This window comes from Faecalibacterium sp. DFI.5.82 (genome assembly GCF_029076575.1).
Classification (GTDB): Bacteria; Bacillota; Clostridia; order Oscillospirales; family Ruminococcaceae; genus Faecalibacterium; species Faecalibacterium duncaniae.
In genome coordinates this window covers 112,055-127,463 of the sequence record NZ_JARFIS010000003.1, presented here as the reverse complement: position 1 = coordinate 127,463, position 15,409 = coordinate 112,055, and the positions used below count along the sequence as shown (strand labels likewise).

At 48.1% G+C, this 15,409-nt stretch carries 18 protein-coding genes; 13 read left to right on the top strand and 5 right to left on the bottom strand.

From position 1 onward, the window contains the following. From P0G09_RS06305 to P0G09_RS06250, 12 genes are all read left to right on the top strand, one after another. Entirely contained in the window at positions 1 to 369 is a 369-nt protein-coding gene (locus P0G09_RS06305) for a hypothetical protein (protein WP_147323237.1), read from the top strand. Between the two features lie 14 nt (positions 370 to 383). Then, positions 384 to 782, top strand: coding sequence for a (deoxy)nucleoside triphosphate pyrophosphohydrolase (locus P0G09_RS06300; protein WP_275252233.1), 399 nt, complete (start codon positions 384 to 386; stop codon positions 780 to 782). A gap of 324 nt (positions 783 to 1,106) precedes the next feature. Next, complete coding sequence (locus P0G09_RS06295; RefSeq protein WP_275252232.1) at positions 1,107 to 2,042, top strand: DUF932 domain-containing protein; 936 nt, start codon at positions 1,107 to 1,109, stop codon at positions 2,040 to 2,042. A gap of 11 nt (positions 2,043 to 2,053) precedes the next feature. Beyond that, positions 2,054 to 2,392 (top strand): DUF3848 domain-containing protein, encoded by a 339-nt coding sequence (locus tag P0G09_RS06290; RefSeq protein ID WP_236131916.1) that lies wholly within the window; start codon positions 2,054 to 2,056, stop codon positions 2,390 to 2,392. Next, the gene (locus P0G09_RS06285; RefSeq protein ID WP_275252231.1) at positions 2,389 to 3,321 is read left to right on the top strand and encodes a lambda-exonuclease family protein; all 933 of its coding nucleotides are present in this window, start codon (positions 2,389 to 2,391) and stop codon (positions 3,319 to 3,321) included. The genes P0G09_RS06290 and P0G09_RS06285 overlap by 4 nt, the downstream gene beginning before the upstream one ends. A gap of 120 nt (positions 3,322 to 3,441) precedes the next feature. Next, a complete protein-coding gene (locus P0G09_RS06280) occupies positions 3,442 to 4,641 on the top strand; it encodes an ATP-binding protein (RefSeq protein WP_275252230.1) in 1,200 nt (399 codons plus the stop codon). 72 nt (positions 4,642 to 4,713) lie between these two features. Then, entirely contained in the window at positions 4,714 to 5,424 is a 711-nt protein-coding gene (locus P0G09_RS06275) for a DUF1071 domain-containing protein (RefSeq protein WP_275252229.1), read from the top strand. 112 nt (positions 5,425 to 5,536) lie between these two features. After that, complete coding sequence (locus P0G09_RS06270; protein WP_275252228.1) at positions 5,537 to 7,210, top strand: AAA family ATPase; 1,674 nt, start codon at positions 5,537 to 5,539, stop codon at positions 7,208 to 7,210. Positions 7,211 to 7,235: 25 nt separating this feature from the next. Beyond that, positions 7,236 to 7,418, top strand: a complete 183-nt coding sequence (locus tag P0G09_RS06265; RefSeq protein WP_275252227.1) for a hypothetical protein — start codon at positions 7,236 to 7,238, stop codon at positions 7,416 to 7,418. 97 nt (positions 7,419 to 7,515) lie between these two features. After that, complete coding sequence (locus tag P0G09_RS06260) at positions 7,516 to 7,854, top strand: DUF3846 domain-containing protein (RefSeq protein ID WP_275252226.1); 339 nt, start codon at positions 7,516 to 7,518, stop codon at positions 7,852 to 7,854. Between the two features lie 12 nt (positions 7,855 to 7,866). Continuing rightward, the gene (locus tag P0G09_RS06255) at positions 7,867 to 8,217 is read left to right on the top strand and encodes an LPD28 domain-containing protein (RefSeq protein ID WP_275252225.1); all 351 of its coding nucleotides are present in this window, start codon (positions 7,867 to 7,869) and stop codon (positions 8,215 to 8,217) included. A gap of 123 nt (positions 8,218 to 8,340) precedes the next feature. Further along, positions 8,341 to 9,081, top strand: a complete 741-nt coding sequence (locus P0G09_RS06250) for a recombinase family protein (protein ID WP_275252224.1) — start codon at positions 8,341 to 8,343, stop codon at positions 9,079 to 9,081. A 175-nt stretch (positions 9,082 to 9,256) separates the two neighbouring features. Here the strand turns inward: P0G09_RS06250 and P0G09_RS06245 are convergent, their stop codons facing one another. The 5 genes from P0G09_RS06245 to P0G09_RS06225 all read right to left on the bottom strand — a co-directional run bounded on the left by P0G09_RS06245 (position 9,257) and on the right by P0G09_RS06225 (position 13,476). After that, positions 9,257 to 9,688, bottom strand: a complete 432-nt coding sequence (locus P0G09_RS06245) for a hypothetical protein (RefSeq protein WP_275252223.1) — start codon at positions 9,686 to 9,688, stop codon at positions 9,257 to 9,259. 46 nt (positions 9,689 to 9,734) lie between these two features. Further along, the gene (locus P0G09_RS06240; protein ID WP_275252222.1) at positions 9,735 to 10,550 is read right to left on the bottom strand and encodes a DUF2442 domain-containing protein; all 816 of its coding nucleotides are present in this window, start codon (positions 10,548 to 10,550) and stop codon (positions 9,735 to 9,737) included. Beyond that, on the bottom strand, positions 10,525 to 11,349 hold the full coding sequence (locus tag P0G09_RS06235; protein ID WP_275252221.1) for a hypothetical protein: 825 nt from the start codon (positions 11,347 to 11,349) through the stop codon (positions 10,525 to 10,527). The genes P0G09_RS06240 and P0G09_RS06235 overlap by 26 nt, the downstream gene beginning before the upstream one ends. Before the next feature lie 202 nt (positions 11,350 to 11,551). Next, positions 11,552 to 13,042, bottom strand: a complete 1,491-nt coding sequence (locus P0G09_RS06230; RefSeq protein ID WP_275252220.1) for a hypothetical protein — start codon at positions 13,040 to 13,042, stop codon at positions 11,552 to 11,554. A gap of 20 nt (positions 13,043 to 13,062) precedes the next feature. Next, positions 13,063 to 13,476, bottom strand: a complete 414-nt coding sequence (locus P0G09_RS06225) for a TerB family tellurite resistance protein (protein ID WP_275252219.1) — start codon at positions 13,474 to 13,476, stop codon at positions 13,063 to 13,065. Between the two features lie 369 nt (positions 13,477 to 13,845). Here P0G09_RS06225 and P0G09_RS06220 point away from each other — a divergent pair, with 369 nt between their 5' ends. Continuing rightward, the gene (locus P0G09_RS06220) at positions 13,846 to 15,297 is read left to right on the top strand and encodes a ParB/RepB/Spo0J family partition protein (protein ID WP_195522545.1); all 1,452 of its coding nucleotides are present in this window, start codon (positions 13,846 to 13,848) and stop codon (positions 15,295 to 15,297) included. Positions 15,298 to 15,409 lie beyond the last annotated feature (112 nt).

Below are 15,409 nucleotides of genomic sequence, written 5' to 3'. Positions count from 1 at the left end.
ATGGACGATATGCTGGCTCGCACCATAATTGAAACTCTTGCAAAAGGTATTAATCCTTTAACCGGTTGGATTCTGTCTGAAAATGATAGTTGTGCTCAGGAAGAAATTCAAGAAGCATTAAAAATCGTATTGGAGCATTGCTCCATTGAATCTACCGCTGAATATCTGAAGTCTCTTCCTCGAAACAAAAAGGCAGAGCGTTATTCTCGCGCTGGAACAGCATGGTCGCAAAAAGAAGAACGTGAATTATTGCGGCTCCACCAGCAGGGGAACAGCGTCAAACGAATTTCTTTGATTCTAAAACGTTCTACAGGAGCAATCGAATCCAAATTGAGAAAACTGGGTTGTCCACTCTATTATGAAAAATAATTCAGGAGATTTTCATGAAAATGATTCGCGTTGTTGCAGCCGTGATCTGCGACGATATTCAGACGAAACATAAAATTTATGCCACCGCCCGCGGCTACGGCGAATATAAGGGCGGATGGGAGTTCCCGGGTGGCAAAATCGAGCCGGGTGAAACCCCGCAGCAGGCACTGAAACGAGAGATCCGGGAAGAGCTGGATACCGAGATTGCGGTAGGCGATTTGATTGGTACCATTGAATACGATTATCCGACCTTCCATCTTTCCATGGACTGTTTCTGGTGTGAGGTAGTCTCCGGCAAACTGGTGCTGAAAGAAGCCGAGGCTGCACGCTGGCTGACTAAAAAGGAGCTTGATTCTGTTCCGTGGCTTCCGGCGGACCAACTTCTTTTAGCGCAAATTCGTCCTGCATTATAATTTTTTATGATAAATTCCTCTCTTTAGCTTTCTCAAATTTCCATTTTTCACCCAGATATAATAATCATGATACGAAACCTCTGAGTCGAAAGACTCAGGGGCTTTTTTATGTCTGGAGGTGAGCATTTTGTTATTCCGCACCATCACTATCATTATTACCATCGTATTTTAAAGCGCAGCTGCGCAGAAAGGAGAAAGCATTATGAACTTTTGGTCCGAAATCGTCAAAGAGGTTGGCACCGTCCTGGTGGAAGTCCTCGTCCGCATCGCTGAAGAAATGGAAAACAACGATTGAGCAAAATACACTGAAAAGGAGATTTTACTATGCCCGCAAATGTTGAAACGATGTTCTCTGTCCGTGAGACCCCTTGGCACGGCCTTGGCCGGATCATCATGGATGCCCCTGCAAGCCGTGAAGCCTTGGAACTGGCCGGTCTGGATTGGCAGGTGGAGAGCCGCAATATCTATTCCGGCACGGGTGCTATGATCCCCGGCTATCGCGCAAATGTCCGCAGCACCGATGATGCTGTTCTGGGTGTGGTATCCGACCGCTACCGCATTGTGCAGAACGAAGAAGCATTTCAGTTCACGGATGACCTGTTGGGCGAGGGCGTCACTTACGAAACTGCCGGTTCCTTGCAGGGCGGCAAAAAGGTTTGGATGCTGGCAAGGCTTCCGAGGAAATATCTTATCGCTGGAGATCAGGTAGTACCATATCTTGTGATCTTCAACAGTCATGACGGAAGTTCTGGTGTGAAAGTGGCCATGACTCCAATCCGTGTGGTCTGCCAGAATACTCTGAACCTTGCGCTGAATACAGCAAAGCGCAGCTGGACTGCACGCCACACCGAAAATGTTCTGCTCCGCGTGCAGGATGCCCGTGAAACCCTGCAGCTGGCCAGCAACTATATGATTGAACTCGGCAACCGTGGCGAAGAGATGGCTCACATCGATTTATCCGATCACAAGGTGCAGGAGTTCATCAATGAGTTTTTCCCGATTTCTGAGGACCTGTCCGATTGCCAGCGGAAGAATAACCTGCGCTTGCAGGAAGATCTGAAGACTCGCTATTATAACGCACCGGATCTGGAATGGGTCGGCAAGAACGGTTGGCGCTTTATCAACGCAGTCTCTGATTTTGCCACCCACGCAGACCCTCTCCGCAAGACCAAAAACTACAAGGAAAATCTGTTCCTGCATACCGCAGAGGGCAACCCCATGATCGACAAGGCTTACAAGATGGTGCTGGCCGCAGCATAAAGGAGCAAGCCATGAATGATGTAAATAACCGCATTTTCAGGGAATTCACGGAATTTTTTGACAACGTTGAGAAGAGTGCTTCTGAAATCAGCGTTACCATGGCTTATGAGATCACGATGAAAAGTACCATCAGCACCGCCATTATTGTTTTGGAATCCGAGGGCAGACTGGAGGAGCGCTACTGGAACCATCTCAGGGTGCAAAATAATATTCTGGATTTTCTTTATGACCTGTGGGTTGGCTCTTGCCATTCATTGGCCAGTGACTTTTCCACCATCATGAAAGACTTGGTGGAATATGACTTCATTCTTGCCGAATCTATTATGAAAGAAAGGATGCAAAGCGCATGAAAAGATTGATTTCAACTTTGAACCTGTCCAAAGAGGATTGGCTCCGCTACCGCAAGTGCGGTATTACCGGCACCGATGCAGGTGCCATTCTGGGTGTAAATCCCTATCGTTCTGCTTTTCAGGTTTACTGCGACAAAAACAGCGAAACTATTGAGAACATCGATAATGAGGCCATGCGGCAGGGTCGTGACTTGGAGGATTATGTGGCGCAGCGGTTTACCGAAGCAACCGGTCTGAAGGTACGCCGGGCAAATGCCATTTACCAGAGCGAGGAACATCCGCTGCTTCTGGCGGACTTTGACCGTTTGATTGTCGGACAGAAAGCAGGACTGGAATGCAAAACGGTTTCACCGTTCTCTGCGGATAAGTGGGCAGATGGCAAAATCCCTGCACATTACATGGCTCAGGTCAATCACTATCTGGCTGTCAGCGGTTTTGACTGCTGGTACATTGCTGCTCTGATTTTCGGGAAGGAACTGGTGATTCACAAGATCACAACCGACAAAGAAGTTCTGAACAACCTCATTGCCAAGGAAGAGCACTTCTGGAAATACAACGTGATGCCCGAAATTCCGCCTGTACCTACCGGAAGCGAGGGGGATACACAGCAGATCAATCAGCTGTACTCTGCAGATGATAGAAACAAAACTGCCGATCTTAATCCCATCCGCGACCTGTTGGATAAGCGGCAGGAGCTTTCCACCCAAATCGAGCAGATGGAACAGGAGAAAATGGCTATCGAACAGCAAGTCAAGCTGCAAATGCAGGATGCTGCCTATGGCACAGCACCGGGCTACAAGGTGTCCTGGGTATCCTCCGAAAGTAAACGGGTAGACTCCCAGCGTTTGAAGAAAGAACAACCCGATATTTTCAATCGGTACAGCAAGAATGTAAGCAGCCGCAGGTTTACCATTATCCATGCAGCATAATTTTTGTACGCCTATAGGCACACAAAATTTCGCTTCAGCTATTTTTGTTTAATAGAAAAGCACAATACTGTTTACACAACAATAATTGTATGCTAAGATAAGAATATGAGGTGATGCACGATGGTTCTGCGCAAAAGTTATTTGGATAAGATCATTCCTTTTATCGATCAGGATCTGATCAAAGTTCTGGTTGGAATCCGGCGCTGTGGAAAAACAGTCCTTCTCGGTCAGATCAAGGACGTACTCCTCCAGCGCAACATTCCCGCACAGAACATTATTCAGGCCAATTTTGAGTCCATGCGCTTCCGTAACACCCGTACTGCAGAAACGCTTTACGACTACATCGCAGAAAAAGCGGAAGGCTGCACTGGCAAAATTTATATTCTTCTGGATGAGATTCAGGAGGTGGAGCGTTGGCAGATTGCAATCAATTCTCTTCGTGTCGATTTCGATTGTGATATTTACCTGACCGGCTCCAATTCCAAGCTGCTTTCCGGCGAACTGGCAACCTATCTTTCCGGACGATACATCCAGATTCAGGTTTTCCCCTTTTCGCTGGCCGAAGCAAAACAGCAATGCATTGAAAACGGAACCTATACTTCGGATGAAAAGCTCTTCGCAGACTATTTGAAGTACGGCGGTTTTCCGCAGCGTTTCTTCCTCCCTGACGATCATTCAATCACCACCTATCTGGACGATCTTTACGAGGCTATCATTGTCCGTGACATCATGCTGCGCCACAATATTCGCGAACAGACCGCATTACGTAATGTCCTTGCATTCCTGCTGGATAATATCGGCAATCCGTTTTCTGCCCGTAATATCAGTGGACGCATGGTTTCGGAAGGAATCAAGACAACCACTGCTACCGTACTGAACTACGTTGATTATTTCAAGGAAGCCTTTATCCTTCTGAATGCACGCCGCTATGATATCAAAGGAAAAGCGCTCCTGTCCAGCACAGAAAAGTACTATGCAGTCGATCTTGGGCTGCGGAACGTTATCAAGAAAAGCGAAAAGCTTGACAGCAACAAGCTGTATGAGAACATCGTATATCTGGAAATGCGGAGCCGTGGCTATGAAGTTCAGGTCGGCAAGCTGGACGACACCGAAATTGATTTTATCTGCTACCGTGGAGATGAAAAGCTCTATATTCAGGTTGCTTACCTGATCACTCCCGCCGATGAAGAACGGGAGTTCGGTAATCTTGAGCGGCTGCACGACAACTATCCTAAGTATGTTATCAGTGGTGATTTGATGAATTTAAGCCGAAACGGAATCATTCATCGAAACATCATTGATTTTCTGCTCAATCCGTAATTTTCACATCATGGGGCACAACAGTTGACGCTGTTGTGCCCTTTTTTCTTTATCAGAATTGGAGGCATTCTCATGGAAAATCCATTCGTAAAATTATTTGCCATCGACTTCAAAGATCATCTGGAAGTCAAAAAGTCCGGCAGCACGGAACTGAAATATGTAAGTTGGGCGTACGCTTGGGCAGAGGTAAAAAAGCTATATCCTGCTGCCAGCTACGAGGTCAAGAAATTCAACGGCCTGCCCTATGTTTATGACCCCATAACCGGCTTCATGGTGTACACCACTGTCACGATTGAGGGCGTTTCGCACGAAATGTGGCTGCCTGTACTGGATGGCGCAAACAAAGCCATGAAAGCTGTGCCTTATACCTATACCACCCCGAAATGGGACTACAATCCGCAGACCCGCCGCCGTGAAAAGATCGGCATGGAAGAGCGCACCGTAGAAGCAGCCTCCATGTTCGATGTGAATAAAGCCATCATGCGGTGCTTGGTGAAGAACCTTGCTATGTTCGGTCTTGGCCTGTACGTTTATGCCGGAGAGGATTTGCCGGAAGATGCTGCACCGCAGCCGGAGGCAGAACCGCAAAAGCAGCCGAAACCGAGACCCGCTGCCCCGAAGCAGGAACAGCCGCCTGTGCCCTGCATCTGCGCCCGATGCAATCAGCCCATCAAGAGGGTCAAGCTGAAGGATGGCTCCATCATGCAGGCGGCAGAATTTGCAGCCACCCATGAGGGAATGTGCGCTGACTGCTATAAAGCCACCAGATTGAACGTAGCATAATAAAACTGCTCTATTTCGATGTCACTTGATTCTTGTATGATTCTATATTTCATGGTACACTTACAGTAGTGAGTTCTGAAAGCTCTCCTCTGTGAGCGGAAAGGAGCATTGCATGAAAGATTTGCAGTTTCCTGTTGGAATCTCGAATTTTGAAAAGATTCGAGAAGGCGGGTATTATTATATCGACAAGACCAATCTGATTTCTGAACTTCTTAGCGGAGGTATCGCTGAAGTAACATTGATTACTCGCCCTCGTCGCTTCGGAAAATCCCTTGGTATGAGCACTCTCGCAAATTTTCTGGATATCCGCAAAGACAGCAAGCAACTGTTTGAGGGATTGGCAATCTCCAAAAATACAGAGCTTTGCAAAAAATGGATGAACCAGTGTCCTGTGGTATTTTTCTCTTTCAAGGACACGGACGGTCTGACCTTTGAAAGTGCCTATGGAATGCTGTGCATGAAACTGGCATTTGCGTTTCAGGATTATCAGTTTCTTTTGGATGACGATGCTATTTCTGACGATGACAAAGGCATCTTTAAGCGAATTCTGGGACGCACTGCATCCATAGATGAAACCAAAAGCTGCTTTTTGCTATTGACCCGGATGCTGGAAATCCACTTCAAAAAATCGGCGGTCGTCATTCTGGATGAGTATGATGTTCCCATTGCAAAAGCCAGCAGCAACGGATATTATTCGCAGATGCTGGACGTGATGCGGGCTATGATGAGCACCACGCTCAAAGACAATACTTCGCTTGACTTTGCTGTTATTACCGGCTGCCTGAAAATTGCAAAAGAAAGCATCTTTACCGGGACGAACAATTTTGTTTCGGATACGATTCTTTCTCCCCGGTTGAGCGAATCCTTTGGTTTTACACAGGCAGATGTAGATCAAATGCTGAAAGATGCTGATCTTGAATCGCAGTCTGCTGAAATCAAGGCATGGTACGACGGTTATCATTTTGGCGATGCAGACATTTATTGTCCGTGGGACGTAATCAGTTATCTGCGGGATTTCCAGTATGGTGTAGCACAGAAGCCGAAAAGCTATTGGAAAAACACCAGTGATAACGCCATCATCCGTTCTTTCATCGACTATGCAGGCGACAATATCACCACAAAGCTCGAAACGCTGATGGCTGGCGGCTTCATCGTTCAGCATATTGAAGAAAACCTGACCTACGATTATCTGCACTCCTCTGAGGAAAATCTTTGGAGTGTGCTGTATCTGACAGGCTATCTGACCAAGGTGCGGGATAAGGATCTGACGGATTCGCTGCCGGATGGCTGCTCTGCGCTGATGATTCCCAATGCAGAGATTCGGGAAATTTTTGAAACCACTGTAAGCAAATGGTTTGATGACAGTGCAAAGGCATGGAACCGCAGCCCGTTGTTTGATGCAGTCTGGAGCGGAAACAACGAAGCTCTGACAAAAGAGATGACCAAGCTGCTGCGTATGACCATCAGCTACCACGACTACCGGGAGGATTTTTACCACGCTTTCCTTGCAGGCATCTTTACTGGTGCTGGCTATGTGGTAGAATCTAACAAAGAGCATGGCGAGGGGCGCAGCGATGTCATTGTAAAGGATATCCGCAATGGCCGCGTGGCAATTTTTGAAGCCAAGTATGCCAAAACTCTGGATGCTCTGCCAGATGCCTGTGATACTGCCATTCAGCAGATCAATGACCGGATGTATGCAGCGGACTTCCGGGATGACTATGATGACATCCTCTGTTATGGCATCGCGTTCTTCAAGAAGCGCTGCATGGTACGCAAAAAATAAAAACTGTACTGGAGGCCCACGCAATATGTGCGATGTGCTTGATAAAGTGGAAAACAAAGGAAAAGCTGAAGGTAAAATCGAAGGCAAGAATCAAATGGCACTTCTTGTTAAGAAGCTCCTCGACCAGAGCCGCATTGAAGATGTTAAGCGGGCTTCTGAAGACGAAGCATACCGTGACAAGCTTATGAAAGAGCTTGTCATCAACTAAACTGTATATGACTTAGGGGGAGTATCTTCGGATGCTCCCCTTCACTTTTTACAGGACAATCCATTTGGATTGTCCTGTTTTTATTTGGAGATACACAATGGAAGAACAAAAAATCAAAGTCCTTGCGCTCCTGCCAATGGAGTTGCCAAAGGAGATCGAACTGGACAACACCCTTGAAGCCATGCAGAACTTTGTAGGCGGGCTGATTGAATGCATCACATTGAGTGATACCGGTTCAGAGGTCACACTGGTCTGCAATGATGAAGGCAAGCTGCTTGGCCTGCCGCTCAATCGTCCGCTGTGGGATGGAGCCGATGTTCTTGCCGGGCCGGGATTTCTGGCCGGATGTGACAACGAAGGGAATCTGACTTCCCTGCCGCAGAGTACAATGGATTTCTACAAAGAGAAATTCAGAGCTTTTATCATTGAAATCTAAGGAGGACAGATTATGACCTTTAATGCAATGACCGAACCCTACGAAGAGATCACGGTTTGCGGAAAGCCTGCACTGTTCACCAGCATCCGCATCAGGAGAGATACCATTCCGGATGGTCTGTACGCCTACGATGTTCGGCATGATGACGAGTGCCGGGGCATCCCTTGTGAGATCGCGCCCTTTGTGATGGTCAACCACTGGGGCACTATTATCCTTGCGGAACCGCTGGACCTGCCGGACGATGGGCGGCGATATATTGACGAGAATACCGACTGGAACTACGCTCCCTTGGATGGCGAGGACACCGCCAATCACAAACCGTGCACTACCATTTCTGATTTTATGACTGCCTATGCCCACTAAAACTGTATTAAAAATACCGTATATTCTGTTTTGTATTAAAATCAGCCGTTTTCAAACCATTTCAAGGTGCAAAACACAATCTTAAAAATGTCGCTCGTTATCTTTGAGCCAGAAAGGAACCCCATGAACATCTATGGCTATTGCCGCATCTCTACGGCAAAGCAGAGCATTGACCGTCAGATCCGCAATATCAAGGCCGAGTACCCGACTGCCCATATCGTGCAGGAAGCCTACACCGGGACATCTATCTTTCGCCCGGAATGGCTGAAGCTCTATCGGATTCTGAAATCCGGGGATACGGTGGTATTCGATTCAGTATCCCGGATGTCCAGAAATGCAGAAGAAGGTTTTGCTCTGTACGAAGACCTCTACCACAATGGCATCCGGCTGGTGTTCTTGAAAGAGCACCACATCGACACCGAGACTTACAAAAAAGCTCTCTCCGGCAGCATTGCCATGACAGGGACAAATGTGGACTTCATCTTGAAGGGCATCAACGAGTATCTGATGGCCTTGGCAAAGGAGCAGATCAAACTGGCCTTTGAGCAGTCCGAAAAAGAAGTTGCCGATTTGCACCAGCGCACCCGTGAGGGCCTTTTGACCGCCCGGCTGAACGGCAAGCAGGTTGGCCGCAAGAAAGGCACTGGCTTTGAAACGAAAAAAGCCAGAGAAGCCAAGCAAATCATCCGCACCCATTGCAAGACCTTTGGCGGCACACTTGACGATGCCGAGTGCATGAAGCTCACAGGTCTTGCCCGGAATACCTATTATAAATATAAGCGTCAGATTCGTGCCGAACTGATAGCCGCGCAGGATTTGCCGAAAGGAGCAAGTATCTTTTATGAACCGCCAAAATCATTCTGAGCCAAAGAACCGGTTCACCCCGGAGGAACAGCAGGAGTTTTTAGAGTTGTTGGCCCAGCTATCCCCGGATCAGCGTGAAGCACTGAAAAAAGTGCTCAAGTCCTTTACCTAAGCAAAACAGTGCGGAGTGGCATCATGTCACCCCGCACTGTTTATTTTTTATTCTGGTTTTCTCTTATTTTTTGTTTTTGGAATGTTTCTTTTGTTGGTGCAGCTCTTTCAGATCTTCAATTGCCAGCTCTGGAGCCATGGTGTGGAACATCAAATAATTGGTGTTCATGGTCTTTGCCGGAGCCTGCGCATAAATTTCCTTGCTTGATTCCTTGGTCAGAATGTGCCAATATCGGTAAAGATAGCCCGCCCAATACATAACTTCCTTATCATATCGAGCATTTCCCTTTATAGTCTGTGGACACTCGTCCGCAAATTCTTCCAGAAGATACTCTTCTCCCGCCCATTGCATCCGATTGTACTCCGAATCCAAATCACGGGCAACTCTGGAACGCATGAACTGTTTCATAAAATCTTCACTGTCGTAACCTGCTTTCCATGCAAGCTTAAAGAGGCGACCTTGAATGTCGCAAATTTGCAGCCAGAGTGACTCCATTGTGATACAGCTCCTTTACTCCAAGTCATACTGCTTTTACCCCGCATTATTTCCATTTCCGCTGCATTACTTCACTTTTCAGAAACAATCGATATTTTGCGCTTTCTTTAATTGGATGGAGTTTGCCCCGTTTCGCAAGATCATCTACATTCTGTTTAGAACATGCCAGCTCCTCTGCAGCCTCAGCCGAGTCAACTACACGTTCTCTTACGAAGCACTTGAACTCTTCCATGCTTAACGGAACCTTTTTCCCTGCCGCATAGAGCTTTCCGCATTCAATACACAGGTTTTCTCCCCAGCAAATACCATAACCATCCGTTTCCACATTAACGGCGCGAAATGTATTTTCGTTCTGGAGCACCGGAGCAAACCGCTTGTCTGTACTCGCCAGCTGCACCAAATCATGCTTCTTCACGCATCCATCTCGGAAAAACACCAGCAACTGATTTTCTGGCAGCGGGATAACGTCTTCTACTTTCTGCTGATTTCGTTTCACAAATTCCTTCGGAAGATCCTTCTCCGAAATCGGCTCCAAATAATAGCTATCCTGTGAGCAGCGTCCGTTTGTCATCGTCAGCAGCTTATACTCATCATAAAAGTCAAGTCCGTTATCTCTCAGGATCATGCCAAGATTCTGTCGGTCAGACGGCACAATTCTCTGTTGCACCCAGATTCTGCTCCAATAAGCGTTAATTGTTTTTTGCCCTTTTTTCAAAAAAGACGAGAGGATCAGCGGCGTTTCCCATGGATCGGCCTCCTCTGGCAATTCAATATAAAAACGCTTTTCTTTTTCATAATAGAACAGATATGCAACCGCCTTATTAGTTGTATTGTCCTCATCTCTGACTGCAAAGATTTTCATAATATTCCCACCTCTGCCAGATCATATCCCATATTTTGTTTTGTAAGGACTGCGGTATAATGCCATCCAGTCCTTCCAGTAAATAAGCCTTGTGCGTGTGTTGCAGGGGATTCAATGCCAGTATTTCATCTTTGGGAATCAGCATTAGATTCTGCTGTGCCGACCGCGACCCGACAAAGCATTGCACGGCACGATCCTTCATTACATCAAACTGGTTGATCTCCTCTTCTGTATGACAGTTGAACAGCAGCGAAAGTCCATGATCAAAGATCGGTGCCAGCCGAAGTGATTTCTTCCGGGCATTACGCAGCACCTCAATATTCGCGCCATGTCTATCACGATTTAAAATCAGAAAATCGACCACCAGCATCTTATAGATGAAATCCGACCATCCGTTGCGAGTGCAAAACTGCAACGGCGTTTCACCGTCTAGTTTTTCTGCCTGGTAATATGCATCCAGGGCAACCTTGTGTTCTCCATGTGCCTTAAAATCTTTGGATGCGCACAGATAGGTTTCCATTTCTTTTCCATCCACATCAATGTCCGCATGGATCAGATCATAATGAAGATGTTCAATCTCAAGAATGTTTAAAAGGCGGTCCACAATGATCTCATTTATGCACTCATGTCCCACAATGCCATTGATGCCATCATAATTGGATAGTTTATAGTAGATCTTTGGCTGCTGCAAATCATCTGTTGCTTTTAAAAAAGATCCCGCTGTTCCTGACGATGACCGAATCAGGGACCACGATAAATAGGTCAAATCTTGTTTTTCGTGAATAATCTCCGTACTCATTTTGCCGCCTCCTTTCCCTTAGTATATATTTTATCTTGTCGTACGTCAAGTATTTTATTTCTATATTTTACGTAATATCGTCAACGCAAGAGATTTTTCCGTTAACTTAGCGGATATGTTCACTCTAACCAACAAAAATAGTGCGGAGTGGCACCATGAACTGCACCCCGCACTGTTTATTTTTTGTTTTTCCTAATAGCAATTATTTCATCAACAGTTTGCCATTTTCAGCAGCCTGCTGAACAGTCTGGAGTGTAACCTTTGCTTCCTTGTCCAGAACCTTGTTCATCTCACCTTCCTTAGCCTCATCCAGAAGATCCTGCTTAGAAAGCACCGAAATCAGCTTGATTGCTAAGCAGGTCTTTTGGAAATTCAACTTTTCCGCTGCCGTAAAGTTGACGTACTCTGTTGTGCGCTCCACAGTCTTCTCTGCCTGTGCAACCAGCCGCAAATAAACATCATACAACTGCTGCAGCTCGTCCTGCACGCTCTTGGACAAAAGTGCAAGCCGTTTCAGCTCAATCTCAATGTCTTGCATCTTGCCAACAGCCTTAAATGTCTGGTACTCAATATCCTTAGCGTTTTCCAGAACTTTATTTCCTTTGATATTAAAAAGGATTCCCTCTACCATAAGAAGCGGTGCAGCTGTCAATCCTGTCAACACCGCCTGGCCACCTGCCATTCCGAGGCCACCTGCACTTAGCGCGCCGCCACCCAGCTGAGCCAATGTTGCGTTTGTTGCTGCAGCACCAGAAAGAGAGGAAATAGCCGTACCCGTTGAAGCAAAAATAGCCATACTTGTTGCGCCGCTTTGCGCTGCAAATCCAGCCAGCATACCTACTGCATAACCTGTTGCACCGGTTTGCATCGCTTCCTTTATGCCTATTCCAAGGGTGCGAAATTCGCTCAAATCTTCCGGAGTTATCGACAAATCTCCTTCCAGCGCAACTTCACCGTTCGAGTTTGGAGGAAGTTTTACTTTACTGTACATCTCACAGAATCTTGGATAACCTTCCCCCCAAGCCTTAAGTTTGAGCTGTCCAAGCTCAGACAATCGTTTATTGGTCTCGTCTTGAGTGGTTTCCAGTTTTTTTCTTTCATTATTGTAGAGACTCTGTGATTCATTTTTGATTTTAGAAGCCTTAGCACGTTTATTTGCGCCAGAGGCTGCATTCGCAGCACCCACTGCGCCCGTTGTCGCAATTGTACCAACGGCAGTGGCTCCCGCTGTTCCCGCAGTTGTTCCTGCGACCGCCGCAATATTTGCAGCGACACCACCAATGATTGGAGCCGCTTCTACTGCCGTTGCCGCCGCTCCAATTCCTGCACCAACTGCCCCCATTGCGCCCGTAACAGCCGTTCCAACCGCTGTAGATGCAGCAGCGGTTCCAACAGCAGCTGCGGCACCGCTCACTGCTGTTGCCGCCGAAACCACCGCTCCACCCACTGCGGTAGAAGCAGCTGCTGTACCTGCTGCGGCAACGGCTCCACTAACCGCAGTTGCTGCACCGGCAGCTAATGCGCCTGCACCTGCGGCAGCAGTTCCCACGCCAGCAGCCACGGTTGCCGCTGCTCCGGCAGCAGCGGCTGCTCCAGCGGCTCCTACTGCGGCAGCTGCGGGAAGCACAACAGGAGCCGCAACCACTGCCACTGCACCTGCGGCGACTGCTGCAAAAATTTTACCAAGTCCCATAATTGATTTTCTCCTTTTTATCAATCTTCAACCAGCATGTCACCCTGTTTTTTCCACTCAATTCCATCCTGTACCCATTTTTCAAGCGCATGGACACGTTCCAACTCTACGCCAAACTCTTTTGCCAGCTTCATAATTTCTTTTTGCTCACTCTCGGAGTAATTATTATCGACCATACAGAGCTGCAGCGCCTCCCGCAAAAAGCAGAGAGCTTCTTGCCGAGATGCAAATGTCAGAAGGATTTCCTCTGTCTGCGTCATTACAGTTGGCAGGATTGCAATATCATTTTCTGGAATTCCAAGCCCCCGTGCCGCATCAATAAAGAACGTCTGCTCTTCCGGACTGATGACACCATCTGCCTTGGAAATGCGGATCAGACCTTTGACGAAGTTCATCTTAGCCTCGGTTGTTTGGAAAAGCTGTTCGTAATACATATTGCATCCTCCTTAAAGTTCCAGAACAAATTCATCATCCATCATTTTTTCATCAAACTCTTCGCTGCTATGGAATTGCATATTCACCCCCATTTCGTTGAGTTTCTGATAGATCTTATCGGTGCAAGTCTGTTTGTCGTCCAGTAACCCACTTATGATTGTTTCCTATTAGGAACGCTGTAAATACAAGGCTTTTCGGAGCCTACGAACCACAAAAAATAATATTTGATCTATCACATTACACAAAAAGCCGTCCGGCGTTCAAATCGGGCGGCTTTTTTGCGTGGATAGACCGGAAGGAGGCAAAAAAATAATTACAGAAATTCAACCCGCAAAATTGTGCAACTTTCACGAAAAGGAGGATAGTGAATGGCAGATGAAAAATTGAACACAGGCCCCGGTGAGGAGAAGTTCCCGGAGGCTCCCGCTCCTGTTACGGTTGACGAGCCCCAGGCTCCGGCTCCCGAACAAACTGCCGCTCCCACACCCCAGCAGGAGGGGCCTGCCCAGCCCGAGCCCGGTGATGTGGTGGTGTCCTTTGACAAAATCAATGAGCTGATGAATGAAAAGCGGCAGACAGCCCGGGCCGAGGTAGAAAAAGAGGAGGCGGCAAAAGAGCCGGAGGAGAAAACGCAGGAGGAACCTCCTGCCGCTGGGGATGGCGAACCGAAAAAGGCCCGTCGGGGCCGTCCTCCAAAAGAGGAAAAAGCGGAGCCTGCTGGCAAGGAGGCGGCGAAGCCCCGCAAGGGCCGCCCACCCAAGGCGGATAAGGCGGCCCCCGGCGAGGCCACGCCGACTAAGCGAGACAAATTGTCCCGAAGTGGGAAAAAGGCTGCGGAGGTTAAAGCTGCCCCGGAACCCGAAAAGGCCCCACCCGAAAATGCGGCTCCGGCCCCGGAACAGTCTCCGCCTGAGCCAGCCGCTCCGCCCCGTCCTGTGGAGGAAGGAAAGCTGGTCTATCTGAAGCTTTCCGAAATGCATCCATTCCACACATTCCGCCCCCATCCGTTTAAGGTGCGGGACGACGCCAAAATGCAGGAAACGGTAGCGTCCATCAAGGCAAACGGCGTAATGGTTCCTGGTCTTGCCCGCCCGGAAAAGGATGGCAACGGTTATGAGATCGTGGCGGGCCATCGCCGCCATCATGGTTGTGAGCTGGCCGGGCTGGAGGAAATGCCCTTTATAGTCCGGGAAATGACTGACCACGAGGCGGTACAGGCCATGAAGGACAGCAATAAGCAGAGGGATCAGACGCTCCCCAGCGAACTGGCTGCCCTGCTGGAGCTGGAAGTGGAGGACATCAAGCACCAGGGCGGGCGGCTGAAAAATGTGGCCGAGGGCGATATTGGAAAACGCTCCGTTGAGATCGTGGGCGAGGCGCACGATATGAACTATAAAAAGGTCATGCGTTATCTGCGGCTGAACTCCCTTGTGCCGGAACTGCTGGACAAGGTGGACGATAAAAAAATGGGCTTTATGCCCGCTGTGGAGATTTCCTATATCCGCCCCAAAAACCAGCGGCTGATCGCTGTTTCCATTGACGGAGAACAGGCATCCCCCTCTCTGGCCCAGGCGAAAAAGCTCCGGGAACTGGACAAGGACGGGAAACTCAATGGTGATGTCATTGATGGCATCTTATCAGAAAAGAAAAAGGAGGATCGAGGCGTGATTATTTCTACCGCTGAACTGGAAAAGTATTTTGGCAAGGAGGCCACTCCCGCCAAAATGAAGGAGCAGATCATGACTTTGCTGGACGAGTGGAAAGAGAAACAGCCGCCCGAACTGGCGAAGGCTCCGAAAAAGATGGAGCAGGACAAGTAACCACTTCGAGACATTTTGTCCCGAGGGCCCTGCCCTCCGCATCATGGCTCTGGTGGTATATATCCCCCGTCGCCGCCTGTTTTTTCGTACAGCCGGGAGCGGGCTGTCAAGG